The sequence below is a fragment of the Ancylobacter polymorphus genome (genome assembly GCF_022836935.1).
GTDB lineage: Bacteria > Pseudomonadota > Alphaproteobacteria > Rhizobiales > Xanthobacteraceae > Ancylobacter > Ancylobacter polymorphus_A.
Map to the genome: position 1 here is coordinate 3,088,391 of NZ_CP083239.1, position 24,517 is coordinate 3,112,907.

Below are 24,517 nucleotides of genomic sequence, written 5' to 3' on the forward strand. Positions count from 1 at the left end.
GAGGCGGCGATGACCAGCATCGACCCCGCTTCCCTCCACGCCGCGCCCGCCGTACCTGCCACCATCGACGGCGAGCCGGTCGGCCGGGTGAGTGCCGTCTATGTCTATGAGGCGCCGGTGCGCCTGTGGCACTGGACCAATGCGGCGGCGATCAGCGTGCTCGCGCTGACCGGCTATCTCATCGGCCAGCCGCTCCCGACGCTGTCGGGCGAGGCGAGCCAGCATTATCTGATGGGCACGATCCGCTTCCTGCACTTCTCCGCCGGCTACATCTTCGCCGTCGGCTTCCTGTTCCGCATCTACTGGGCCTTCGTCGGCAATCACCACGCGCGGCAGCTGTTCATTCTGCCGTTCTGGAGCCGGGCCTATTGGCGCGGCCTGTTTGAGGAGGCGCGGTGGTATTTCTTCCTCGAATCCAAGCCGAAGAAATATGTCGGCCACAACCCGCTGGCGCAGTTCGCCATGTTCTGGGCCATCGGCGTGGGCTCGGTGTTCATGATCGTCACCGGCTTCGCGCTCTATTCCGAGGGGGCGGGGCCGGGCAGCTGGCAGGACCATCTGTTCGGCTGGGTCATCCCGCTGCTCGGCGGCAGCCTCGACGTGCACACCTGGCACCGTCTCGGCATGTGGGCGATCCTGCTGTTCATCATCATCCACGTCTATGCGGCGATCCGCGAGGACATCATGTCCCGCCAGTCCATCGTCTCGACGATGGTCTCGGGCGTGCGCACCTTCAAGGATGACGATCCCGACTGAGATTCCGGTCCTTCCCGGAATACGGCCTGCGGGGACAGGCCGGCTTTGAGGGCGCGGCCTCGGCTGCGCCCTTCTTTTTACCTGGATGACAGACTTCCGTTTCTGGCGAAAATTGGAAGGAACCCTTCCAGTCTGTAATTGCCTGCGTCCATAGCTCCGCCGATTTCGATAAGATCGCCAACGACTTAATGGATGGGTCGCCGAGTGGCACGCGGTTTGAATTGAGAGATATTCAAAAGAGCGGCGATCAGACCGCTCGCGCCTAGGGAACGGAAAAGTCGCTTCGGGGAGACGTCGCTCATGGCCGACGAACGCATTCTCATACTCGGCATCGGCAACATCTTGTGGGCGGATGAGGGCTTCGGCGTCCGCGTCATCGAGGAATTGCAGGCGCGCTACGAGCTGCCCGAACACGTTACCGCGCTCGATGGCGGCACGCAGGGTCTCTACCTGCTGCCTTATCTGGAAGAGGCGGACGCGGTCATCATCGTCGACGCCATCGACTATGGCCTGCCGCCGGCGACGCTGAAGCAGCTGCGCGACGATGAGGTGCCGGCGGTGCTGGGCGCCCGCAAGGTGAGTCTGCACCAAACCGGCTTCCAGGAAGTGCTCGCGCTGCTGCAACTGCGTGGATGCGCCCCCTCGCGCCTGCGACTGGTCGGCGTGCAGCCGGAGCGGCTGGACGATTATGGCGGCGGGCTCACCCCCGCCATCGCCGCGCAGGTCGAGCCGGCGCTGGCCGTGGTGCTGGGCCTCCTCGCCGACGAATTCGGCGTGGACTTGCCGCCGCGCCGTTCAGTGGAAGGCTTCACCCCGCCCGCCATTAGCCGCGAGGCCTATGAGGCCGGCCGCCCGGCCGCCGAGGATGCCTGCCGCATCGGCGATGCGCGCGTGCTTGCCGGCTGGCGCTAGGAGCCGCCCCATGTGCCTCGGCATCCCCATGCAAATCCTCAGCGTCGACGGCCATGCGGCCCAGTGTCGGCGCGGCGAGGAGATTGAGCTCATCGACGTGTCACTGCTGCCGGAGGCGCGGCCGGGCGACCATGTTCTGACCTTTCTCGGCACCGGCCGCCGCCGGCTCGACGCCGAGGAGGCGCACCTGATCGCGCAGGCGCTGGACGCCGTCGCGGCTGCCCTGAGCGGCGATGCCGCCGCCATCGACCACGCCTTTGCCGACCTCGTCGGCCGCGAACCGACCCTGCCGGCCCATCTCGCCCCTTTCGCCGCTTCCCGCCCGGAGCCGACTTCATGACCCCCGACACGCTCCATCCGCTCGTGGCACGCCTGACCACCACGCTCGGCTATCCCTATCTCGACAGCGAGGAGGAGGCTGCCGCCGCGCTGCCGGCGGGCGACAGCCTGCTGTTCCTGCCCGCCCACGGCAAGGCGCATATGGAGACGCCCGATATCGCCGTGGTGCTGCCGGAACTGGTCGGCGCGCTCGGTGCCTCCGCCACCATGGGCGGCGCGGTGGCCGGGCCGGCCTATGAGAAGCAACTGCGCGAGCAGCTCGGCGGCATCGCTTTGCCGGCTATCGTCGTACTGCGCGGTGGGCGGCCGCTCGGCTCGCTCTCGCGCATGCGCGACTGGGACGAGTTCCTCGAACGCCTCTCCGCCGTCCTCGCCCGTCCCGCCGCCAGCCATTGAGGCCCGCCATGTCGTCCATTCCCTTCGCGACGGTTCCCCCCATCGGCTACGGCGCCGGCAGCCAGCCGGGCGAGGAGGCCGACGGTCTCGCCTATCTCGCCATGCCCTCCGGCATGCGCATCTATGAGGCACATCTGCCCGAAGTCGACGACCCCGCCCGCTTTGCCCCCGCGCTGGCGACGCTGGAGGCGATCCGCGCCGCGCTGGCGCAGTGGACACTGAGCGGCTCCACCACCGTCGCGCTCGATGCGCTGGATGCGGAGAACCGGGCGCTGGTCGACGAGACGCTGGGGGAGGGCGAGGTCGCCATCGTGGTCGAGGTGCCCGGCGAGCGCATCGAGATACAGGAAGCCAGTTGCGCCGGCGTGTGGCGGCTGCGGGCGACCGCCACCGCGCCCGGCGCGGCGCCGGTCACGCGCGAGCGCATCGACATCGCGCCCTTCCCGCGCGGGGCGCTGGTGCGGGCCTTTCCGCGCGACTGGCCGGTGGACCTCGATTATGTCGCGCGGCCGCGTCGCGGCGTGGTCAACGCCCCCGCCATTCTTACCGAAATCGTGCACAAGAGCCGCGAGCGCCGCCCCGGCGGCCTGCCGCATGTGATCAATCTCAGCCTGCTGCCCCATACGCCGGAAGACCTCGCCCTGATCGAAGCGGGGCTGGGGCGGGGAGGGATCACCATCCTCTCGCGCGGCTATGGCAATTGCCGCATCGATGCCACGGCCACAGCGGGCGTCTGGCGGGTGCGCTACTACAATTCGGCGGACACGCTGATCCTCGACACGATCGAGGTGACCGACGTGCCCGAGGTCGCCTGCGCGGCGCCGGAGGACATCGCCGACTCCGCCGAGCGGCTGGCCGACATCCTCGCCGCGATCCGCTAGGAGCCCTTCGATGCTGACCAAGCGCTTTGAAGGCTCCTTCCTCGGCGACGCCGCCCGGCTGGCACCGAATGCCGTGCTGGAATGCAAGATCTGCTGGCATGTCTACGACCCTTCCGTGGGCTGCGATTATTGGCAGGTGCCGGCCGGCACGCCCTTCGCGGCACTGCCGGAGGAATGGCGCTGCCCGAAATGCGACGGCGCCCGCGACCAGTTCATGGTGATCGACACCGAGGAGGAGGCGCCCGTGCGCGCGCCGGCGACCGTGTCGCCGAGCGCCGATTCCCGCCTCACGGGGCTGGCGGCCGAGATGCCGGCGCGGCTGGAGGCGGCGTTCCGGGAAATCCATGTCGGCCAGATGCGCGGCGTGCCGCTGCTGAACGAGACGCTGGAGGTCAAGGCCATCGGCTTTCGTCCGCACGGCCCCCGCGTGCTCGGCATGCTGGTCACGCCCTGGTTCATGAACCTCGTGCTGGTGCCGGGACCGGATGAGGATTGGTCGGCACTGGTGCCGGGAGCGAAGGAGATCATCGCCTTTCCCTCCGGCGAGTATGAGTTCGTCGGCGCCAACCGCCCGGAGACCGGCCCTTACAAGGCGTGCTCGCTGTTTTCGCCCATGTTCGATTTCACCTCCATGCTGCAGGCGACCGAGACGGCGCGTGCCGCGCTCGCCGCCCTGTTCGACCCGGCCAATCGCGAGGAAGGCGACCGCTCCGACGAGATCCGCCGGGCGCGGCAGGAAGCCGTCGATGCCGAGGCGGCGCGGGCCGCAGGCATGGAAGCGACCGACGAGGAGGCGAGCCCCGCTGAGGCCGCGAAAGCGCCCGCCGTGCCGACCCGCCGCGCGCTGATCTTCGGTGCGGGCCTTGCCTCCGCCCCTGCCGCCGGGGAGGGCACCGGCGCATGATCGGCGGGCTCGACATAGCGCTCGACACCGCCGAGGGCGCGCCGCGCTGGCGCCTGACGCCGACCGGCGGGGGACTCGGCACAGGCTGGGCCATCGGCCGCCGCGCGGAAGAGGTGGCGGCGCTGATGCCGCGCCTTTTCAACCTTTGCGCCGGCGCCCATGCGCAGGCGGCGCGGGCGGCGCTCGGCCTGCCGGCAGACGAGGACGCCGCGCGCGCCGCCCGGCGGGAGCGGGCGCGCGACCATGCGGTCGCCCTGCTGTGCGACTGGCCGTCATTGTTGGGCCATGCTCCCGACCGGGCGGCGCTGGCCGGGCTGGCGAACGGCTCAGAGGACTCGATGCGCCGGCTGCGCGATGCCCTGATGGGCGGCGATATCGACCTAGCCGGCGGCTCGATAAAGGCGATGGAACACTGGCTGGCGGCCGGCCACAGCCCGACGGCCCGCCTGCTGGCGCATTTCCGCGCCACGCTCGACCCCGCCTGGGGCCGGGCGGAACTCGCCATGCCCGACGCGGCCGACATCGCCGCCGCGCTGGACGCCGGGGAACCGACAAGTTTGCGCGAGACCACCGCCGCCGACCCCTGGAGCGCCGCGCCGCTGCTGCGTGACCTGCACGCACGCGAAGGGGCGAGCCTGTTCCTGCGCCTGCTGGCCCGGCTGCTGGACCTTGTCGCGTGTCTCGACGGAGCGCCGGAGGCTCCGCTCCTTGCGCCTCCCGGCCTCGGCCTCGCCCGCGCCGCGCGCGGCCTGCTGGCGCATCGCGCGCGTGTCGTCGGCGGCCTTGTCGCCGATTACTGCGTGCTGTCCCCCAGCGCGTGGAATCTCGCGCCCGGCGGATTGCTGTCGCGCATGCTCGCGGCCTTGCCGATGAGCGGGCAGACGCCGATGCTGGCCCGTCTTGTCGTCTCCTGCGTCAATCCCTGTGTGCCGGTGACGCTGCGGATGGAGCAGAGGGAGGTCGCCCATGCATGAGATGGCGCTGTGCGAGAGCCTGCTGGATTCGCTGAAGGATGCCGCCCGCGCCCATGGCTTCGCCCGGGTGACTAAGGTGCGGCTGGTGGTCGGTCCCTTTGCCGGGGTCGAGGTCGAGGCGCTGCGCTTCGGCTTCGATGTGGTGATGCGCGGCTCGCTGGCGGAAGCGGCCCAGCTCGACATTCTCGACGAGCCCGGCACCGCCTGGTGCTTCGACTGCTCCGATACGGTGGCGCTCGCCGACCGGCTTTCCCCATGCCCCCAATGTGGCGGCGAGAGGCTGCGGCCCAATGGCGGCACTGAGATGCGTATCAAGGACCTGGAGGTGGTGTGATGTGCGTGACTTGCGGCTGCGGATCGGACGACGTCACCATTTCAGGCGCCCATGGCGAGGCACGTGGGCATGGGCATGGCCACCATCACGGTCACGGGCACGCTCATCACCAAGGGCATGACCATCATCACGGTCATGACCATGACCATGGCCACGACCATCACCACGAGCCTCATCCGGCCGCCCCGCCGGAAAGCCGGCTGGTGGAGATCGAGCGGGGCATTCTTGCCAAGAACGACGCTTTCGCCGCGGAAAATCGCGCGCGGCTGAAGGCGGGCGGCATCGTCTCGCTCAATCTTCTCGCCGGACCCGGGGCCGGGAAAACCACGCTGCTGGTCGAGACGCTCCGGGCTTTGGGCGCGCGGGTGCCGGCGGCGGTGATCGAGGGCGACCAGCAGACCGCGAACGATGCCGAGCGCATCCGCGCCACCGGCACCCCCGCCGTGCAGATCAACACCGGCAAGGGCTGCCACCTCGACGCGCATATGGTCGGCCACGCGCTGGAGGAACTGCCGCTGCCGCCGGGTGGGCTGCTGTTTATCGAGAATGTCGGCAATCTCGTCTGCCCCGCCGCCTTCGATCTCGGCGAGGACAAGCGCGTGACGCTGCTCTCGGTGACGGAGGGCGAGGACAAGCCGCTGAAATACCCGGATATCTTTCAGACCGCCGATCTCGTCCTGCTCACCAAGACCGATTTGCTGCCCCATCTCGATGTCGATGTCGACGCCATCGAGCGCAACATCCAGCGCATCAATCCGGTCGCGTCGATCCTGCATGTGAACGCCAAGTCGCCCGGTGGCCTCGCGGCGTGGCTCGGCTGGCTGGGGGACCTCCGGCGCCAGCGTCTCGCCGAACTGGCGGTGGAAGCGGAGGGCAGGGCGCGGGCGCTGCGCATGGCGGCGGAGGCACTGCCGTGAGCCAGACCCTCCCTGGCATCCTCATCGTCGATGACGAGCCGCGTTCGGTCGAGGTGATCGCCCGCGTGCTCGGCGAGGAGTTCGAGGTGTTCACGGCGCTGGACGCCACCCGCGCGCTGGAAATTCTGGAGAATGAGTGGGTGCAGGTCGTTTTCTGCGACCAGCGCATGCCCGGCCGCTCGGGCGTGGATTTGCTCACCGAGGTCCGCCGGCGCTGGCCGGATGTGGTGCGCATCATCGTCACCGGCTACACCGACCCGCAGGACATGATCGGCGCCATCAACGAAGCCGGCATCTACCAGTTCATCACCAAGCCCTGGCACCCGGACCAGCTTCTGCTGGCCGCGCAGGGGGCGGCGCGACTCTACCATCTCCAGCGCGAACATGACCGGCTGTCGCTCGAACTCAAGCTCGCCGCGCCCGCCGCCGAGGTGCGCTTTGCCGAGCAGCATGAGCGGGTGCTGCGCAACTTCCATTTCGACGCGCTGGTGCGCACCCCCGCCAGCCCGCTGAACGAAGTCTGCCGGCGCGCGGCGCAGGTCGCCGCCTTCGACATACCGGTGCTGGTGCTGGGCGAGACCGGCACCGGCAAGGAACTGCTGGCCCGCGCCATCCACTATGCGAGCCTGCGTTCCGAGCGGCCGTTCTTCGCCGTCAATTGCGGGGCGATCCCGGACGAATTGCTGGAATCCGAGCTGTTCGGCCACAAGAAGGGCTCCTTCACCGGAGCCTATGCCACGCGCATCGGCCTTCTCGACCAGGCCGATGGCGGCACCATCCTGCTGGATGAGATCGGCGACGTGTCGCCGGCCTTCCAGGTCAAGCTGCTGCGCTTCCTGCAGGAAGGCGAAATCCGCCCGGTCGGCTCCAATGAGACGCGGCGGGTGGATGTGCGCATCCTCGCCGCCACCCATCGCGACCTTGCCGGCGAGGTGAAGGCCGGCCGCTTCCGCGAGGACCTGTATTACCGCCTTGCCGCCATGGTGCTGACCCTGCCGCCGCTGCGCGAGCGCCGGGGCGATCTGCGCGTGCTGGCGCCGCGCATTCTCGACAGCCTGTCCAGCGCCCATGGCAAGCGCACCCAGGGCTTCACCGAGGAGGCGCTGGCCTGCATCGAGGCCTATGACTGGCCGGGCAATGTGCGGGAATTGCAGAACGAGCTCACCCGCATGCTGGTGCTGGCCGGGGGCGGGCCGCTGGGGGCGGACCTGCTGTCGCCGCATGTGCTGCGCGGGGCCGCGGCCTCCAGCGCCAACGCGACGGCGGCCGATCTCGCGGTGAGGGATACCGGCCCGCTCAAGGACCGCATCGAGCGCATGGAAGCGCTGATCCTGATGGAAACGCTGCTGCGCTGCCGCTGGAACAAGAGCCGCGCGGCGGAAGAACTCGGCCTGTCCCGCGTCGGCCTGCGGGCCAAGCTCGACCGCTACGGAATCGCCCGCGACGGCACGTTCGGCCGCAGCCATTGAGGAGAAAACGCCATGTGTCTCGGCATTCCCGGCCGCATCGTCGCCATCGTCGATGAAGAGGCCATGCTCGCCAGCGTCGATGTGTCCGGCGTGCGGCGCACGGTCGATGTCGTCTGCGTCGCCGAGCCCGGCCGCCCGCTCGCGGAACTGATCGGCGCCTGGGTGCTGGTGCATGTCGGCTTCGCCATGAGCGTGATCGACGAAGAGGAGGCCGCCGCCACGCTGAAGGTGCTGACCGAGATCGGCGAGGCGGAAGGCGAGATCGAGGCGATGCGCTCCGGCAGCGTGGAGCCTTTCCATCCATCCCCCGCGCTGCGGGCCTCGTGAGCGGAGTTGCGTGATGCGCTATGTCGATGAATTTCGCGATCCCGCTCTGGCGCGCGGCCTGATCCGCGAGATCGAGACCTTGGCGGCGCGCCTGGAGCGCGGGCGCGACCGGCCCTTTGCCATCATGGAAGTGTGCGGCGGGCACACCCACGCCATCTTCCGCTATGGGCTGGAAGGGCTGCTGCCCGACATCATCGAATTCGTCCACGGCCCCGGCTGCCCGGTCTGCGTTCTGCCCATGGGGCGGGTCGATGATTGTGTGGCCATCGCCGAACGGCCGGAAGTGATCTTCGCCACCTTCGGCGACGCCATGCGCGTGCCGGGCTCACGCAAGAGCCTGCTTGCCGCCAAGGCGGACGGCGCCGATGTGCGCATGGTCTATTCGCCGCTGGACGCTCTGGCGCTGGCCCGGCGCAACCCGGAGCGCGAGGTGGTGTTCTTCGGGCTCGGCTTCGAGACCACCATGCCGTCCACCGCGCTGACCGTGCTGCGGGCGGCGCGCGAGGGGATCACGAATTTCTCGCTCTTCTGCAACCACATCACCATCATCCCGACGCTGCGGGCGCTGCTGGAAATGCCCGATCTCGGCATAGACGGCTTCATCGGACCGGGGCACGTCTCGATGGTCATCGGCACCGAGCCCTACCGCTTCATCGCCGAGGAGTTCGCCAAGCCGATGGTGGTCGCCGGCTTCGAGCCGATCGACCTGCTGCAATCGCTGCTGATGGTGCTGCGCCAGCTGGAGCAGGGGCGCGCGACAATCGAGAACCAGTATGCGCGGGTGGTGCCGGATGCCGGTAATCCTCGTGCCATGGGCGCGGTGGAGGAGGTGTATGAACTGCGGCCGACCTTCGAGTGGCGCGGCCTCGGCTCCATCGCCCATTCCGGCGTGCGGCTGCGCGAGGCCTATGCCGGCTTCGACGCGGAACGGCGCTTCGCGGTGAAGGAGGTGCAGGTAGCCGATCCCGCCGCCTGCCGCTGCGGCGAGGTGTTGACCGGGCAGATGAAGCCCTGGGCTTGCCCGGTGTTTGGCACCGGCTGCACGCCGGACATGCCGCTGGGAGCGCTCATGGTCTCCTCCGAGGGGGCCTGCGCGGCCTATTACCAATATGGCGGGCTGCGCCCGCCGCAGCTGGAGGGCGCGGCATGAACCCGCCCATTCCCGTCCTTGCCACGCCCCGGCGCAACCTGCCGAAAGCGGTCACGCTGGCGCATGGTGGCGGCGGCAGCGCGATGCGCGACCTCATCGACGAGGTGTTCATCGAGACGTTCAAGGGCACGAAAGGCGCCCCGGAGGATCAGGCCCGCTTCGATCTCGCCGCGTTGATGGCGCAGGGTGACCGGCTCGCCTTCACCACCGACGGGTTCGTCGTCGACCCGCTGTTCTTTCCCGGCGGGGATATCGGCAAGCTAGCGGTCTGCGGCACGATCAACGATCTCGCGGTCGGCGGCGCGCGGCCGGTGGCTCTGTCCTGCGCCGTCATCATCGAGGAGGGGCTGGCGCTCGACACGCTGCGGGCGGTGGCGCGCTCCATGGCCGAGACCGCCGGCGCGGCGGGCGTGCCGATCGTCACCGGCGACACCAAGGTCGTGGCGCGCGGCGCCTGCGACAAGCTGTTCATCACCACGACGGGCATCGGCGTGGTGCGCACCGGGGTCGAGGTCGGCATTGCGCGCGCCCGGCCCGGCGATGTCGTGCTGGTGAATGGCCAGCTCGGCGACCATGGCGCGGCGATCCTCAATGCGCGCGGCGATCTGGCGCTGGAAAGCGACATCGCAAGCGACTGCGCCGCGCTGCACGATTTGATCGACCGGCTCATCGATGCCGCGCCGGGCGTGCGGATGATGCGCGATGCCACGCGCGGCGGCGTCGCTGCGGTGCTCAATGAACTGGCGGCGGCGAGCGGCGTCGGCGTGCGCCTGCGCGAGCGCGACACGCCCATTCGCCCGGATGTGCAGGGATTTTGCGAGATTCTCGGGCTCGATCCGCTCTACCTCGCCAATGAAGGGAAGATCGTCGCCGTGGTGCCGCCCGAACAGGAGGACGCCGCCTTGCAGGCGCTGCGGGCGCACCCGCTAGGGAGCGGTGCCGCCGCCATCGGGCGCATCACCGACACCCGGCCCGGCCGCGTGGTGATGGAGACCCGCTTCGGCGGTGAGCGCATTGTCGACATGCTGGTCGGCGACCAGCTGCCGCGCATCTGCTGATGCGATGGCGGGGGCAAGGAACCCGCGTGCCGATTCGTCCGTTGGCCCTGCAGAGCGGCATGTGCCGCCCTTCAAGGAGGCCAGAAATGACCAAGCGCGAACTGATCGATACCGGGACCGACAAGCGTTATGTCCGTCGCGACGAGGAAGGGCGGTTCAAGGAGTCCGTCGATGTCGGGCGCTCGCTGAGCCAGGATCGGCGCAAGCAGGCCGAGAACGACGCCAAGCCCGGCGAGGGCGATCGCGGCGACCGCAAACGTTAGACCGCTTCAGCCGTGCGGCGCCTGAAACGGCGCCGGGCTCGGAGACGAGGAGGCGTCGTCGGTGGCGCTTCGCGGGGCATGCGACACGTCCAGACGGCGGATGGACAAATGATCGACATCGGGCCATGCACTGCCGTCGACGCCGACGCGCTTGGGCTGACCATTCTCGAATTCGCAGACGGCATAGCGCAGGACACCTTCACGGAAAAAGGCGCCCTGGACCTTGCCATTCGTCGCGTCCCCATGAACCCGCAACGCGGCGACTTCGTCCTCGCTCAGGTCGTGGGTCGTCGTGGCTTCGATATGGCGCTCGCAGGTCAGTTGCGCTTCCGTCCTCGCATCCTTGCTGTGCAAATACAGACCACCGCCGATGACGATCGCGGCCGCGGCAGCTGCCTTGAGTTTCCAGTTAAGCGTCATGCGGCACCCCGGCGTCTGTGAGGCTCATGGCGGAGCCTGGAGCCTGCTCGCTCCACATATTGGAAGCGTGCGAACATGTGGCGGGGGAGGCTTGTGGCAGGCTTGCGCGCTGCGGTGTGTCAGGCGACCGACCTTGCGGGAGGTTCAGCGCGGGACGTCTGGCCGGCGCCGTGGGGAAGTCCGCATGGCGGCCGACGCCGCCATGCAGGTGTTTCAGCGCCTCAGCGGCGGCCGGAGATCAGATAGGCGACCATGCCGATGGTGAGCAGGCCGGCAAAGGCGATGGCGGGATGGCGGCGCACCTGCGCGGCGACCTCGTCAGCCGCGTGGCGCGCCCGCTCGCTCGCTTCTTCAAGGAAATCCGCGCTGCCATCGGCGGCATAATCAAGCGCGGCGCCCGCCCGCGAGGCACCCCGTCGGGCGTATTCGCGGGCATAGCGGCTCACGCTGGCGCCACCCTGGCTTGCCAGCGAGCCGGCAAGCTTCGCGACATCGCGGCGCAGCGCTTCGAGGTCCTTGGAGAGGGCGGCGAGTTCGGTGGACGTGGCCATGATTCACTCCTGATGGGAGATGGACAAACGCGCGGCGCCGAAGCGGGTTCCGCTTCAGGCCATGGGCCGCAGCGGAGCGGGCCGTGCATCGACCTCAAGATTCACCACGAGCCGGCGGATATCGGGGCACCCGGCCATCACGCCCCAGCCATGGGCGAGGGCGGCGGCTTCATCATAGGCGGGAATCAGGGGCCGCAGGGTCATGGCGAGATGACCGCGCTGCCGGTCGAAGGCGATGCTGGACGAATCCACGTCGAATTTGCGCGCGAGCATGGGGCAGTCTCCCGTTGCAACACTCGTTAACAATTGGTGAACGGGAAGGTTCCGCAGACGTCGGGGGCGTCTCGCGTAGGGACCGCGGCACCGGCGGGTATCGACCGACGCTGGCACCGCCTGCGCGGCCCTGGTCGGATCGCCCATGCCGACCGCCGCTCTTGGCGTGCCACGCCGCGCGGGATCGGGGTCCAGTACCGGCGTCAAAGCCGGTAATGGGCACGCGGCGTGCGCTCCCTCGCGCGTCCGGCCCAATCGGTGAGGAATTGGCCGGGTGCGAGCGCGGTCACCTTAAATTCCGAACGCGCCAAATCATTGCCGGGCAGCTTGGAGGACGGCCGCTCTACTGTTCGTCCGCACATGCGGCTGCGAGCCGCGAGGGAGCCCATGCAGTCATCATCCGGCGCAGTCGTGGGGGCGCGCCGGATGACCGTCTTTTTCGGCGCTCATCCGCCAACCGGGCCGATGGCCATCAGGGCAGCAGGCCCTTGCGGCTGAAGCACTCTTCGATCTTGGTCACGACGGCCGCCGAACCTGTCAGCGGCCACTTGACCGGCTTCGCGCCCTTGATCTGGGTGGTCAGCAGTTTGCCGTTCCTGAGGGCGGCGACAAAGCGATCGTCCAGTCCCGCCTCGCCCGCGCCTTCAGCGGTAAAGCCGAACTGGGCATCCACGCGGCGTCCGTCAAGCGTGATAATGCCCCCCTCGAACCCTTCCGTCTGCTCAGCAGGGACGCGCAGTTCCCAGCCATACGTCTTCTTCTGAAGGATGAGGAAGCCCGCTGGAAGGCTGATCGACCCGGCGCAGCCAACAAACTCCGACCCTGCATTCAGCGAGACGACCTCCCAGCCGCGCGTAGAGCCATAGGGCGCCATCTCAAGATCGGCTGTCGGCTGTAAGCTCGGGTCGGTCGGCTCGGCGCCGGCATTCATGCCGGGCTCGTCGGTGACGGGCTCGCAGGAGAACTCCTCGACGCCAACGAAAAGCTTCGGCCCGTCGCCTTCCGGCCAGAACTGCAATTCACGGCCGGGATTCACCCAGGCGCCCTTGCCATCGGGCACGAGCGGCGCGCTGAAGGTGCCATGAAAGTTGCCACTGCTGTTCTCGGGATGGGTTTCGACAACAAGCCCGAGATCGCCGCCGCATTTGTAGAGAAGCTCGCCCTCCGCCCGTGCTGACCCAGCAGCGGCCACAAGAAGAGCAACCATGGCAGGAAGGACTTTAACCAAGCGAGTGTTCATGGAGTGACCGGGGGAATGGGAGGGAAAGAGCGTAAATCGGCATTCCAACGCTGCCTGGGCACAGGAAGACGTTGCCGGCAAAGAAAGACAAGTATGTCGTTAACTTCGGCCAAGGGGCACTGGCCTGCGATCTTGCACGTTCCCTGATACCGTTCAAGGGCGGTTCTGCCGGGAATCCACGTCACGTGTCGACGCAGGAGCGTGGGTTCGGCGATGGGGCTGCGATGCGCTGTTCCCGTAAGGCTCCGGGCGCCTGAAGCCGCTTGACCACCGCTGTGTCCACGGTACCCTAGTAGTCAATAATCAAGAATGCGACTTTGAGCGACCACCCTTTTGCGCGCGTCCCCTTCCTGCGAGAGACATCATGAACAAACCTGCCCTTTTGCTGCTGACGCTTGCCGCCTTCAGTCTTCACATGGCCCCCGCTCCATCCCTCGCGGGCGAGAGCGTACTGGCCACCATCGGGGGCTGGCGCGTGATCTTGAACCGCAACAATGACAACAGTTTCAACCGTTGCATCATCGAGACCACCCAGAACGGCAAGGTGCTGCGGGTCGCCCATAACGGCAAGGGGCCGGATTTCAGCCTCTCGATCCCGGCCCAGGGTTATAGGAATGGCGACGACGTGAGCGTCGGCTTCAATGACGAACAGCCGGAGTATTTCAACTTCACGTCCGATCGAGACCGCGCCTGGATGACGATGAGCTGGGACATGTCCCAGGTTTTCGAGACGGCCCGCACCATCGAAGTCTGGATCGGCAACCGTGAGCTCAAGTGGAACCTCCGCGACGCGCAAAAGGCGATCATTCGCCTGACTGATTGCGTCAACGAGAACGCACCGTGACGCGCTGAACGGCGGGCGGCGCACTTCGTCATCGGCGGCTGGCGCCGACGCCAAGGTAGCGCCCCCGCTCCAGTCCAGCCGGACGTCGCGGGAATGCACCCCCCCCCCGGATTGACCGGCGGCTATCTGATTGAAGCCATGCCCGCATGTGCTGATCACCGAGCATGGCGTCGTCGCGTTGGCCGACTTCGGGCAGTATCGCCCGACGGCGCAATGGCGGCCTTGTGGGCCCCCGGGTCTACCCCCGGAGCCCAGCAACCTTTTGGCCCGTCCCGAAGCCGCCGCGCATCGGCCAGCGAAATGAGCGGATAGGGCTGATAGGCGAGTTTCTTCTGTTTGCCCGCGAATCTGTCGGCCTGCTGCCCTACGCGGGCGCCGTTGGGCTTCGCGAAGAGATAGAGGCCACCACCGTCGGAAAGTTTGTCGTCGCCTGCCCGGCCCTTGGCCGTCCGGCACGCCGCATCTGGCAGGGCCATGTTCGCCATCCCGGCTGATCGCTGGGATCACGAAAACACGGCCTACAGGCCAACAAATTCGCGGGATGGGGTGGCTCTGGCCGATCCCGGCTGGGACAGCGAGCGGAAGCTGGATAAGAAACTATCTGGCAAATTCAAGGGCTAGCCAGGCGAACTGGCAGTAGCTGAGCCGTCCCAGAAACGGGGGAGTGGCTCCCTGAGCAGGACTCGAACCTGCGACCATTCGATTAACAGTCGAACGCTCTACCAACTGAGCTATCAGGGACCGGGGACGCCGTGGCGTCTCGGAGGCCGGCGATATAGCAATGCGGGATGGGTTTGTGAACCCCTTCCATCCCGCAGCATGTGGATATCCTCAGGCGCTGAGGCGTTCCTGCTGCCCGGCGAACTGCAGCTGGTGGAAGGTGAAGTAGCGTCCACGCTTGCCCACGAGCTCGTCATGGCGGCCGCTTTCGACGACGCGGCCCTTCTCGATCACGCAAATCTTGTCGGCGTTGATCACCGTCTGCAGGCGATGGGCGATGACGAGCGTGGTGCGGTTGCGCTGCAATTCGTTGAGCGCCTTCTGCACTTCGGCCTCGGATTCGCTGTCGAGCGCGGCCGTGGCTTCGTCGAGCAGCAGAATCGGCGCGTCCTTGAGGAAGGCGCGGGCAATGGCGATGCGCTGGCGCTGGCCACCCGAGAGCTGCGTGCCGCGCTCGCCGACGCGGCTGTCATAGCCGCCCTCGAAGCCCATGATGAAATCATGCGCGTGCGCCGAGCGGGCGGCCGCGATGATCTCTTCCTCGGTGGCGCCGGGACGGCCGGCGGCGATGTTCTCGCGCACCGTGCCCGTGAACAGGAACACGTCCTGGCTGACAAAGCCGATGGCCTTGCGCAGCGAGTGGCGCGTCACGCTGTCGATGTTCTGGCCGTCAATGGTGATGACGCCGGATTCGACCTCGTAGAAGCGCTCCAGCAGGTTCATCACCGTGCTCTTGCCGCCGCCCGAGGGGCCGACCAGCGCGGTGGTCTGGCCGGGTTCGGCAACGAAGCTGAGCCCGCGCAGCACCGGCTCGCCCTCGCGATAGCTGAACACCACCTCGTCGAACACGACGCCGCCGCCCTTGATCGCGAGTTCGGGCGTGCCCGGCGCGTCGGCTTCGGTCGCCGGCCGGTCAAGGATGGCGAACAGCATCCGGGCGCCCATGAGATGGGTGGTGAGGTCGATGTTGAGGCGGGCAAGGCGTTTGGCCGGCTCGTAGCAGAGCAGCAGCGCGGTGATGACGGAGAAGAACTCGCCCGGCGTGCGTCCGCCATGCAGAACGCCCCAGCCGGCATACATGACGACGAGGCCGATGGCGACGCCGCCCAGCGCTTCCATCAGCGGCCCGGACTGCGACTGCGCCCGCATCATGCGGTTCGAAGCCTTTTCCATCTTGTCGATGCGCTCGAAAATGCGCTCGCGCTGCACGTCTTCCAGCGTGAAGGACTTGATCGTGCGGATGCCCTGGAAGGCGTCGATCGACTCCGTCATGATCTGGATCGCGCTGTGGAATTCGCGACTGAAGATCTTCTGCACCTTGCGGATCAGCGACCGCACGCCACCGACCGCGATCGGCATCACCACGAAGCCGATCATCGCCATGAACGGATCCTGGATGATCATCACCAGTGTGAGGCCGATGACCGAGAGCAGGTCGCGCCCCAGGCTGGTGATGATGAGGTTCAGCACGTTGCGCGCGGCCTGCGCGCCCGTGTTGAACCTCATCATGATTTCGGCGGTGTGGCTGCCCGAGAAATAGGTCACGTCCTGCATCAGCAGGCGGTCGAGCACGCGCTTCTGGTTGTCGGCGACGATGCGATTGCCGACCTTGGCCAGCGCCACTGCCTGCCCGTAGGCGGAAAATCCCTTGATGACGGACAGCGCCACGACGGCTCCGGAGAGAATCCAGATCGCGTTGGAATTCTGCTCGACGAAGATGCGGTTGATCACGTCGCCCATGAGATAGGCAAGGCCCGAGGTCGTGCCGGCCATGATCCCCATGAAGACGAAGGAGATGGCATACCCCTTCCAGTGGCGCCGCCCGTCCTGAAGGAACAGCCGGCTGACCGTGTCACGTGTCTCCGCGCTGATAATGTTGCGGAACGCATTGGCCATCTTGGGAGGCAGCATCGTCGAGAATCCTCTGCACGGGCCCGGCCGGAACGGGCGTCGCCCTTCGCTCCGCCTCTCCGGTGACGGAGCGCGGATCATCAACGACGATCATGGCTTGTTGTCAAACCCATGACGGCGGCTGCGCCGGCGACCGATAAGGCGGTGACGACACCCGCCGCCGGCGCTTTCTCAAGGCCGGCGGCGGGTGCGTGAACTGGAGGCCACGCCCGGAATCGAACCGGGGTGCACGGATTTGCAGTCCGCTGCGTAACCACTCCGCCACGTGGCCCGACCCAGGCTACCCATGGGGCGCCTGACAGGGCCGGCGCGGCTCATAACAGAGCTCGGGCCGATGAGCAACGCGCGTCGGGGCAGAAGGTGGGGATGATTGATGCGCGCAAGTGCCGGGGAGGGGGGCCGTCCCGCCCCGTGAAGCGGCATTCCGCCGCGCCATCACGCGCGTCCTGGCCGCCCCTAGGCGGTTCCGAGCCTCAAAGCGCGGACACTGCGGGCGACTTGGCGGCGCGCTGGCATGCCAGACTGGAAATCTTCGAGCCTGCGCGCCGAGAACGCTTGCAATGAGAGCGCCGCTGCCGCAATTCTGACGCCGTTCGCTCGCGCCTCCCGGGTGCGCGCCCGTCGCGCGGCCCGCGCGCGGCCTTGCCTGTCTGCTTTCGAGGTTGTCGCCGAATGATCGATTTCGCCGAACTGCGCCGCGCCATGGTGGACGCCCAGGTGCGTGCCAACGACGTCACCGACCTGCGCATCGTCGCCGCCATGCTGGAGACGCCGCGCGAGCGCTTTGTTCCGGCCACTCTGCGCAACTTCGCCTATATCGATGACGACGTGCTGGTGAAGGAAGGGGCGCCGGCGCGCTACCTGATGGAACCCATGGTGCTGGCCAAGCTGCTGCAGGCGGCTGAGATCGGCCCGGACGCGCTGGTGCTCGATGTCGGGGCGGCGAGCGGCTATTCCACCGCCGTGCTGGCCAAGCTCGCGGGTCAGGTGGTGGCGCTGGAAGAGGACGCCGAGCTCGCCGCGCAAGGTTCGTCGCTGCTGGTCGAACTCGGCCTGCTCAATGCCGCCTATGTGCAGGGGCCGATGGCCGCCGGCTGGCCCGGCGAGGCGCCCTATGATGTGATTCTGGTCAATGGCGGCGTCGACGAGACGCCCGAATCGCTGCTCGCTCAGCTGAAGCCCGGCGGACGGCTTGTCGCCGTCGTCGGGCGCGGGCGCGCCGGGCGGGCGACGGTTTACACGAATACCTCCGGCGGCATCGGCTCGCGCGTGGTGTTCGACGCCGCCGTGCCGACCCTGCCGGGCTTCGAGGCGCGCCCGGGCTTTGTGTTCTAAAGGTTTTTAGCGCCCCTGTGGCGCATCTGCCGCGTGTGCGACGAAATCGTTCGCCGCACCAAACCGAGCGGTTCACAGTCCATCTTCGAGCACCTATCCTGCGTTCACGTGAGTAACAGAGTGAGAGAGTCGCCCGGGGGCAGGTGATTCCCATCAGATTAGCGTTCGCAGAGGTTGGACATGTGGCTGTCGGCTACCGGGGGTAAGGTCGTCGCGTTGGCGGCGGTCGCGTTTGTCGTTGGCATTTCGGTGCCGGCACAGGCTCAGACCCTCGAACAATCGCTTGTGGCGGCCTATCGCAACAATCCCACATTGAACTCGCAGCGCGCTGCCACCCGCGCGACGGACGAGTATGTGCCGATCGCCCTGTCCGGCTATCGCCCCCAGATCTTCGGCACCGCCTATGCCGGCGCGCAATGGGCCGAGACCCGGGTCGATCCCGGCAGCGTGACGGCGGGGACGGGTTCGCTCTCCGTTGCCAAGACGTATCCGACCGGCGTCGGCATCACCATCAGCCAGACCATCTATAACGGCCTGAAGACGGCCAATTCCGTACGCAGCGCCGAATCTCAGGTGCGTGGTCAGCGCGAATTGCTGCGCAACACCGAGCAGCTCGTGCTGCTCGATGCCGCCACCGCCTATATGAACGTGCTGCAGAACGCGGCGCTCGTGGAACTGCAGAAGCAGAACCTCGAAGCGCTGAAGGAAGAGCTGCGCGCCGCCCGCGACCGCTTCTCGGTCGGCGAGATCACCCGCACCGACGTCGCCCAGGCGGAAGCCAGCGTCGCGAACGCGCAGAGCGAACTCGCGCTCGCCGAATCGAACCTCAACACGGCCAATGCCGTGTTCTACCAGGTGATTGGCCTGCGCCCGACCAAGCTGAGCCCGGGCCGGCCGATCGATCGCCTGCTGCCCAAGAGCGAGAAGGCCGCCGTCGAATCCGGCATCACCAGCCATCCGGCGGTGAAGTCGGCCGAGTACGCCGTCGATGCCGGCGTGTCGAATGTGAAGGTGGCCGAGGCGGCCCTGTCGCCGACGCTCACCCTCAATGGCGCGGCCTCGTCCGACTACAACAGCACGCTGAATATCGAGCGCCAGACCTCGGCGTCGGCGACGCTGAACCTCACCGTGCCGATCTATCAGGGCGGTGGCGAGTACGCGTCGATCCGGCAGGCCAAGGAGACGCTCGGCCAGCTGCGGATCGAAGTGGACGTGAACCGCGAGCAGGTCCGCGCCAACGCGGTGCAGTACTGGGGTTCGCTGGAAGCGGCCAAGGCGGCCATCGAATCGGCGCAGGCTTCGGTTGCGGCCAACGAGATCGCGCTGCGCGGCGTGCGTGAGGAATGGCGTGTCGGTCAGCGCACCACGCTCGACGTGCTGAACGCGCAGACGGCGCTGTTCAATGCCCGCGCCAGCCTCGTCATCGCCCAGCGCGACCGCGTTGTCGCTTCCTACGCGGTGCTTTCGGCGTCGGGGCGTCTCAGCGCCACCACGCTCGGCCTCAAGGTTCCGATCTACAACCCGCAGGTCCACTACGATCAGGTACGCGACGCCTGGATCGGCGTGCGCACGCCCGGCGGGCAGTAAGGGCCTCCGCTGCCGCCGAGCGCCTTCACCGGTCGCCTCGGCGGTGATGAAGGCGAGTGGCAGCTTGCAGTGGGCGCGTACGCCGTTAACCTTAGATTGCGAACCTTGTTCATCCTCTCGGGTTGCATCTTGGCGTGCCGCCCCCGGCGGTCCAGACTTCATGAAGTGTTAACGGGTTGAATCGTGCGCTTCGGCCGAGCGCCTCAGCCCCGGGATCGGAAAGCAGCGCATGCCGAATGCGAGAGGCAGTGAGCCGTCGATGGAGGAGATCCTGGCCTCCATCCGCCGCATCATTTCCGACGAGGTGGCCGGCGAGCCGGCGACCGCGCGCAATGAGGCGTCGCGTTCCGGGCGCGAGGCGTCCGCCGCCCGTGCGGCTTCGCCGACCCGTGAGGCCGCGCCCCGCCCCGCCGCTCCGGTCCCGCCGCGTCCGCAGGCGGCTCCGGCCGATCCGGAAGCCCTGTCCTATGCGCCGCCCCCCTTTCGCGAGCGGGTCGAGAGCCCGGTCGACTATGCCCCGCGCGGGCGGGCGCCGGCAGCCGATCCCTTTGCCTCGCGTCCGGTGACCGTTGCCGCTCCCGCGCTGGCGGCCGCGCCGTTCTCGCCGCCCTCCGTTGTGAGCCGCGCGCCGGCAGGGGCGGTCTATTCCGGCGGCTCTGCCGCCCGCGCGTTGGACGTGCCGGCCCCCGCACCGGTGGCGAGCGAGAATCGCCCGCCCGAACCGCGCCGCACCGAGCCACGGTTGTTTCCCGATTCGCGGCCCATGCCCGATCTGCGGCCCTTGCCGGAGGTGCGCCCGCGCAGCGAGCCGCGTCTGGTCGAGCCACGTACCCCGGTGCCGGCGGCGGAATCGCGCGCGGCCGTCGCACCCGCGGCGCCCCGGCCAGCACCGCCCCCCGCCGTGGCGGCGTCCACGGCCGCCGGCATGGGCGCGCTGCCGCCCCTGCGTCCCTCCTATTCCCGCCCGTCAATGGTCAAGCCGCCGGCGCCGCTGGACAGCGATCTCGACAAGCCGCTGGCGGCGGCGCTGCTCGACCTGGCGCTGGTGGAGCAGGCGGTTCAGGCCGAATTGGCGAATGGGGCGCTGACCGAGCCGGCTACCCCGCCGGAGCGGGCGGCCGCGCCGGCTGCGCGCGCCCCGGAGGCGAAGCCCCCCCTTTCCGAGCCCGTCGGGGTGGAGCCGGTGCGGGCACCTTATGTGTCGGCACCGTCCGTCGCCGCTGTGGCTGAAGCGCCCGCGCCGGTGACGGTGCCCCAGGCTCCGGTGGCGCCGTCCGCGGTCGCCCCGGCGAGCCCTGTGGCCGTCACCGCCGAGCCTGAAGCGACGACAGCGGCGCCCGCCACCCCGGTGGCTGAGCCCGCGGCGCCGGTCGCCGCGTCGCATCCGGTGGCCGAGCCGAGCGAATTGCCGATGCCGGCGCCCCTTACGCCTGCCGCGCCGGCCCCCATGGAGCCGGTCCGCGACGCGCGGCCCCGCAGCGCTGCGCCGGTGAACGAGCCACCCGCACCGCGCGCTGCCGAGCCGCGCCCGTTGGAGGCTCGTCCCCAGGAAGCACGTCCGCAGGAGCCCCGCACTTACGAGCCCCGCTCCTACGAACCGCGCGCTTATGAGGGGCGCGCCTTTGAGGGCCGGTCTTATGAGCCGCGCCCTTCCGAGTCGCGCGTTGTCGACAGCAGCGGGGCCGAGGCCCGGCGCAGCGACGCACCGCCGGCGGAAAGCCGGCCGGTGGAAGCCCGCCCGGTCACCGGTAGCCGGCCGGCGCCGTCGACGGAAACCGCCGAGGCCGTGCGCGAGCGGCTGGTATCGGGGCCCGCGAGCAGCGCGGTGTCCGCCGCTTTCAGCTCCCTGCAGCGCACCATGAGCAGCCTGCCGCCGCGTTCGATCGACGATCTCGTCACCGACGCGCTGCGGCCGATGCTCAAGGAATGGCTGGACGAGAACCTGCCGGCGCTGGTCGAGCGGCTGGTGCGGGCGGAAATCGAGCGCGTCGCCCGCCACGGGCAATAGCCGGGCACAATCGGCCCGATTCCGGGCTTTGCAGCGCGCATCGCCTCTCGCGAGTTGACTTGAGGCATCCGCTCCGCTTTCTCTCGCGCCTGTTCAATTGAGGTGCCGGAGCCATCATGCTCGACAACAGGTTCGATCCCGCCGCCGTCGAAGACCGCATCTACCAGGGCTGGGTGGAGGCGGGCGCCTTCAAGGCCGGGCGTCCGGAGCGGGCAGGGGCCGAGCCCTATTGCATCGTCATTCCCCCGCCGAACGTCACCGGCTCGCTCCATATGGGGCACGCGCTCAACAACACGCTGCAGGACATTCTCTGCCGCTTCGAGCGCATGCGCGGCAAGGACGTGCTGTGGCAGGTCGGCACCGACCATGCCGGCATCGCTACCCAGATGGTGGTGGAACGCCAGCTCGCCGAGCGCCAGCTGCCCGGCCGCCGCGACATGGGCCGCGCCGCCTTCGTCGAACGCATCTGGGCGTGGAAGGAAGAATCCGGCGGCACCATCATCAACCAGTTGAAGAAGCTGGGCGCCTCCTGCGACTGGTCGCGCGAACGTTTCACCATGGATGAGGGCCTCTCGCGCGCCGTCCTCAAGGTGTTCGTGCGGCTCTACAAGGAAGGGCTGATCTACAAGGACAAGCGGCTGGTGAACTGGGACCCGAAGTTCCAGTCCGCCATTTCCGATCTCGAAGTGCTGCAGGTGGAGGTGAAGGGCCATCTCTGGCACCTGCGCTATCCGCTCGCCGATGGCGTGACCTATCAGCACCCCATCGCCTTCGACGAGAACAACCAGCCTTACGAGTTCGAGACGCGCGACTACATCGTCGTCGCCACCACGCGTCCCGAGACCATGCTGGGCGACACGGCGGTCGCGGTGCATCCGGAAGACCCGCGCTATCAGGGCCTCGTCGCCGCGGGCGCCAAGGTGCGCCTGCCGCTGGTCGGCCGCCTGATCCCCATCGTGGCGGACGAGTATTCCGACCCGACCAAGGGCACCGGCGCGGTGAAGATCACACCGGCGCACGACTTCAACGATTTCGAGGTCGGCCGCCGGCACGTCCTGCCGATGATCAACGTGCTCGATTCCGAGGCGCGCATCACGCTGGCCGGCAATGAGGATTTCCTCGCCGGGACCCGGCCGGGCGCGGAACTCGACGCCGCGCTGGCGCTCGACGGGCTGTCGCGCGAGGCGGCACGCAAGGCCATCGTCGCGCTGCTGGAGGAGCACGGTGTGCTCGACCGCATCGAGCCGCACACCCACATGGTGCCGCATGGCGACCGCTCCAATGTCGTCATCGAGCCGTGGCTGACCGACCAGTGGTATGTCGACGCCCACACCCTCGCCCAGCCGGCACTCGCCGCCGTGCGCGAGGGGCGCACGAACTTCGTGCCGAAGAACTGGGAGAAGACCTATTTCGAGTGGCTGGAGAACATCCAGCCCTGGTGCGTCTCGCGCCAGCTGTGGTGGGGCCACCAGATCCCGGCCTGGTACGGGCCGGACGGCTCGGTCTTCGTCGAGGAGACGGAAGAAGCCGCCGTTGCCGCCGCGCTCGCCCATTGCGTGCAGAACGGCATCATCACCGATGCCGAGGCGCAGGAACTCGCCGCCGATCCAGAAAAGCGCGCGGCACTGATCACCCGCGACGAGGACGTGCTCGACACCTGGTTCTCCTCCGCTTTGTGGCCGTTCTCCACGCTCGGCTGGCCGGACGAGAGCGCGGAAGTCGCGCGCTTCTACCCGACCACGGTGCTCATCACCGGCTTCGACATCATCTTCTTCTGGGTCGCCCGGATGATGATGATGGGCCTGCACTTCATGCCCGACGTGCCCTTCCGGGATGTGTACATCCACGCCCTCGTCCGTGACGAGAAGGGCGCGAAGATGTCGAAGTCCAAGGGCAACGTCATCGACCCGCTCGACCTCGTGGGCAAGTATGGCGCCGACGCGCTGCGCTTCACGCTGGCGGCGATGGCGGCGCAGGGGCGCGACATCAAGCTCGCCACCTCGCGTGTCGAGGGCTACCGCAATTTCGCGACCAAGCTTTGGAACGCCGCCCGCTTCGCCGAGATGAATGGCTGCGGGCGCGATCCCGCCTTCGTGCCGCGCAACGCCGAATCCCGGCTCAACCGCTGGATTCTCTCGGAGCTGCAGAAGGCCGGGACCGAAATCACCCAGGCGCTGGAAGCCTACAAGTTCAACGAAGCGGCCGGCGCGGCCTATCGCTTCGTCTGGAACATCTTCTGCGACTGGTATCTCGAACTTGCCAAGCCCGTGTTCAACGGCAATGGCGGCTGGAAGGACGAGACGCGCGCCACCACCGCCTACGTGCTCGACGAAATCCTCAAGTTGCTGCACCCGTTCATGCCCTTCCTCACCGAGGAGCTGTGGGCGCGCACGGCGGAGACCGGCGCTCCGCGCGCCAGCCTGCTCACCCTCGCTGAATGGCCGGTTCTGACGGGGCTGGAAGCGCCCGAGGCGGAGGCGGAAATCGGCTGGCTGGTCGATCTCATCACCGAAATCCGCTCGGTCCGCGCCGAGATGAACGTGCCGGCCGGCGCGCAGATTCCGCTGGTGCTGGTTGGCGTACCGGAAGAGGTGCGCGCGCGCGTGGTGGTGTGGCTCGACACGCTGACGCGCCTCGCCCGCCTGTCCGGCATCACCTTCGAGGCGGAAGCCCCGGCGGGCTCGGTGCAGATCGTGGTGCGCGGCGAGACGGCGGCGCTGCCGCTTGTCGGCATCATCGACATGGACGCGGAAGGTGCGCGCCTCGCTAAGGAGCTGGCCAAGGCGCGGGACGACATCGCCAAGGTCGATGCCAAGCTCGGCAATGCCGATTTCATCAAACGTGCACCCGAGGAAGTTATCGAGGAGCAGCGTGAGCGCCGCGAGGCGGCGTCGGAGCGCGCCGCCAAGATCGGTGAGGCTTTGACCCGGCTCGGCCGCGCCGGCTGA

25 protein-coding genes and 2 tRNA genes are annotated in these 24,517 nt (G+C 68.1%); 19 read left to right on the top strand and 8 right to left on the bottom strand.

The annotated features are described in order from the left end of the window. Window positions 1–9: 9 nt before the first annotated feature. The 14 genes from cybH to K9D25_RS14615 all read left to right on the top strand — a co-directional run bounded on the left by cybH (window position 10) and on the right by K9D25_RS14615 (window position 10,680). Window positions 10–756, top strand: coding sequence for a Ni/Fe-hydrogenase, b-type cytochrome subunit (gene cybH, locus K9D25_RS14550; RefSeq protein WP_244376315.1), 747 nt, complete (start codon window positions 10–12; stop codon window positions 754–756). A 300-nt stretch (window positions 757–1,056) separates the two neighbouring features. Then, the gene (locus K9D25_RS14555; protein WP_244376317.1) at window positions 1,057–1,668 is read left to right on the top strand and encodes a HyaD/HybD family hydrogenase maturation endopeptidase; all 612 of its coding nucleotides are present in this window, start codon (window positions 1,057–1,059) and stop codon (window positions 1,666–1,668) included. Between the two features lie 10 nt (window positions 1,669–1,678). Next, complete coding sequence (locus K9D25_RS14560; protein ID WP_244376319.1) at window positions 1,679–2,008, top strand: HypC/HybG/HupF family hydrogenase formation chaperone; 330 nt, start codon at window positions 1,679–1,681, stop codon at window positions 2,006–2,008. After that, entirely contained in the window at window positions 2,005–2,403 is a 399-nt protein-coding gene (locus K9D25_RS14565; RefSeq protein ID WP_244376321.1) for a hydrogenase, read from the top strand. The genes K9D25_RS14560 and K9D25_RS14565 overlap by 4 nt, the downstream gene beginning before the upstream one ends. An 8-nt stretch (window positions 2,404–2,411) precedes the next feature. Beyond that, window positions 2,412–3,284, top strand: a complete 873-nt coding sequence (locus K9D25_RS14570; RefSeq protein ID WP_244376323.1) for a hydrogenase expression/formation protein — start codon at window positions 2,412–2,414, stop codon at window positions 3,282–3,284. 10 nt (window positions 3,285–3,294) lie between these two features. After that, window positions 3,295–4,188 (top strand): [NiFe]-hydrogenase assembly chaperone HybE, encoded by an 894-nt coding sequence (gene hybE, locus K9D25_RS14575; protein WP_244376325.1) that lies wholly within the window; start codon window positions 3,295–3,297, stop codon window positions 4,186–4,188. Beyond that, window positions 4,185–5,162 (top strand): hypothetical protein, encoded by a 978-nt coding sequence (locus tag K9D25_RS14580; RefSeq protein ID WP_244376327.1) that lies wholly within the window; start codon window positions 4,185–4,187, stop codon window positions 5,160–5,162. The genes hybE and K9D25_RS14580 overlap by 4 nt, the downstream gene beginning before the upstream one ends. Next, a complete protein-coding gene (gene hypA / locus K9D25_RS14585; RefSeq protein ID WP_244376329.1) occupies window positions 5,155–5,496 on the top strand; it encodes a hydrogenase maturation nickel metallochaperone HypA in 342 nt (113 codons plus the stop codon). The genes K9D25_RS14580 and hypA overlap by 8 nt, the downstream gene beginning before the upstream one ends. Further along, complete coding sequence (hypB, locus tag K9D25_RS14590) at window positions 5,496–6,413, top strand: hydrogenase nickel incorporation protein HypB (protein WP_244376331.1); 918 nt, start codon at window positions 5,496–5,498, stop codon at window positions 6,411–6,413. Before hypA ends, hypB begins: the two co-directional genes overlap by 1 nt. After that, window positions 6,410–7,882, top strand: a complete 1,473-nt coding sequence (locus K9D25_RS14595; RefSeq protein ID WP_244376333.1) for a sigma-54-dependent transcriptional regulator — start codon at window positions 6,410–6,412, stop codon at window positions 7,880–7,882. The genes hypB and K9D25_RS14595 overlap by 4 nt, the downstream gene beginning before the upstream one ends. A 12-nt stretch (window positions 7,883–7,894) precedes the next feature. After that, a complete protein-coding gene (gene hypC, locus K9D25_RS14600; protein WP_244376335.1) occupies window positions 7,895–8,209 on the top strand; it encodes a HypC/HybG/HupF family hydrogenase formation chaperone in 315 nt (104 codons plus the stop codon). Window positions 8,210–8,222: 13 nt separating this feature from the next. Further along, complete coding sequence (hypD, locus tag K9D25_RS14605; RefSeq protein ID WP_244376337.1) at window positions 8,223–9,359, top strand: hydrogenase formation protein HypD; 1,137 nt, start codon at window positions 8,223–8,225, stop codon at window positions 9,357–9,359. After that, a complete protein-coding gene (gene hypE / locus K9D25_RS14610) occupies window positions 9,356–10,417 on the top strand; it encodes a hydrogenase expression/formation protein HypE (RefSeq protein WP_244376339.1) in 1,062 nt (353 codons plus the stop codon). Before hypD ends, hypE begins: the two co-directional genes overlap by 4 nt. 86 nt (window positions 10,418–10,503) lie before the next feature. Beyond that, on the top strand, window positions 10,504–10,680 hold the full coding sequence (locus K9D25_RS14615) for a hypothetical protein (protein ID WP_244376341.1): 177 nt from the start codon (window positions 10,504–10,506) through the stop codon (window positions 10,678–10,680). Window positions 10,681–10,686: 6 nt separating this feature from the next. Here K9D25_RS14615 and K9D25_RS14620 read toward each other — a convergent pair whose 3' ends face one another. The 4 genes from K9D25_RS14620 to K9D25_RS14635 all read right to left on the bottom strand — a co-directional run bounded on the left by K9D25_RS14620 (window position 10,687) and on the right by K9D25_RS14635 (window position 13,164). Next, window positions 10,687–11,100 carry a hypothetical protein gene (locus tag K9D25_RS14620; RefSeq protein WP_244376343.1) on the bottom strand — a complete coding sequence of 138 codons (414 nt, stop codon included), beginning with the start codon at window positions 11,098–11,100 and terminating at the stop codon, window positions 10,687–10,689. Between the two features lie 221 nt (window positions 11,101–11,321). After that, window positions 11,322–11,651 (bottom strand): hypothetical protein, encoded by a 330-nt coding sequence (locus K9D25_RS14625; protein ID WP_244376345.1) that lies wholly within the window; start codon window positions 11,649–11,651, stop codon window positions 11,322–11,324. A gap of 54 nt (window positions 11,652–11,705) precedes the next feature. Further along, complete coding sequence (locus K9D25_RS14630; protein WP_244376347.1) at window positions 11,706–11,924, bottom strand: hypothetical protein; 219 nt, start codon at window positions 11,922–11,924, stop codon at window positions 11,706–11,708. A 472-nt stretch (window positions 11,925–12,396) separates the two neighbouring features. After that, a complete protein-coding gene (locus tag K9D25_RS14635; protein ID WP_244376349.1) occupies window positions 12,397–13,164 on the bottom strand; it encodes a hypothetical protein in 768 nt (255 codons plus the stop codon). A gap of 364 nt (window positions 13,165–13,528) precedes the next feature. On the opposite strand from K9D25_RS14635, the gene K9D25_RS14640 reads away from it, so the two are divergent. Beyond that, complete coding sequence (locus K9D25_RS14640) at window positions 13,529–14,008, top strand: hypothetical protein (protein WP_244376351.1); 480 nt, start codon at window positions 13,529–13,531, stop codon at window positions 14,006–14,008. Window positions 14,009–14,163: 155 nt separating this feature from the next. Here K9D25_RS14640 and K9D25_RS24995 read toward each other — a convergent pair whose 3' ends face one another. The 4 genes from K9D25_RS24995 to K9D25_RS14655 all read right to left on the bottom strand — a co-directional run bounded on the left by K9D25_RS24995 (window position 14,164) and on the right by K9D25_RS14655 (window position 16,910). Next, window positions 14,164–14,493, bottom strand: coding sequence for an Arm DNA-binding domain-containing protein (locus K9D25_RS24995; protein ID WP_347881450.1), 330 nt, complete (start codon window positions 14,491–14,493; stop codon window positions 14,164–14,166). A gap of 180 nt (window positions 14,494–14,673) precedes the next feature. Next, window positions 14,674–14,749, bottom strand: a tRNA-Asn gene (locus K9D25_RS14645). Window positions 14,750–14,839: 90 nt separating this feature from the next. Then, a complete protein-coding gene (locus K9D25_RS14650) occupies window positions 14,840–16,639 on the bottom strand; it encodes an ABC transporter ATP-binding protein (protein ID WP_244376353.1) in 1,800 nt (599 codons plus the stop codon). Between the two features lie 197 nt (window positions 16,640–16,836). Continuing rightward, window positions 16,837–16,910 (bottom strand) — tRNA-Cys (locus K9D25_RS14655). 401 nt (window positions 16,911–17,311) lie between these two features. Here K9D25_RS14655 and K9D25_RS14660 point away from each other — a divergent pair. From K9D25_RS14660 to K9D25_RS14675, 4 genes are all read left to right on the top strand, one after another. Beyond that, window positions 17,312–17,974, top strand: a complete 663-nt coding sequence (locus K9D25_RS14660; protein ID WP_244376354.1) for a protein-L-isoaspartate O-methyltransferase family protein — start codon at window positions 17,312–17,314, stop codon at window positions 17,972–17,974. 180 nt (window positions 17,975–18,154) lie between these two features. Beyond that, complete coding sequence (locus K9D25_RS14665) at window positions 18,155–19,561, top strand: TolC family outer membrane protein (RefSeq protein WP_244376355.1); 1,407 nt, start codon at window positions 18,155–18,157, stop codon at window positions 19,559–19,561. Between the two features lie 229 nt (window positions 19,562–19,790). After that, on the top strand, window positions 19,791–21,569 hold the full coding sequence (locus K9D25_RS14670) for a DUF2497 domain-containing protein (RefSeq protein WP_244376356.1): 1,779 nt from the start codon (window positions 19,791–19,793) through the stop codon (window positions 21,567–21,569). 116 nt (window positions 21,570–21,685) lie between these two features. After that, window positions 21,686–24,517, top strand: coding sequence for a valine--tRNA ligase (locus K9D25_RS14675; protein WP_244376357.1), 2,832 nt, complete (start codon window positions 21,686–21,688; stop codon window positions 24,515–24,517).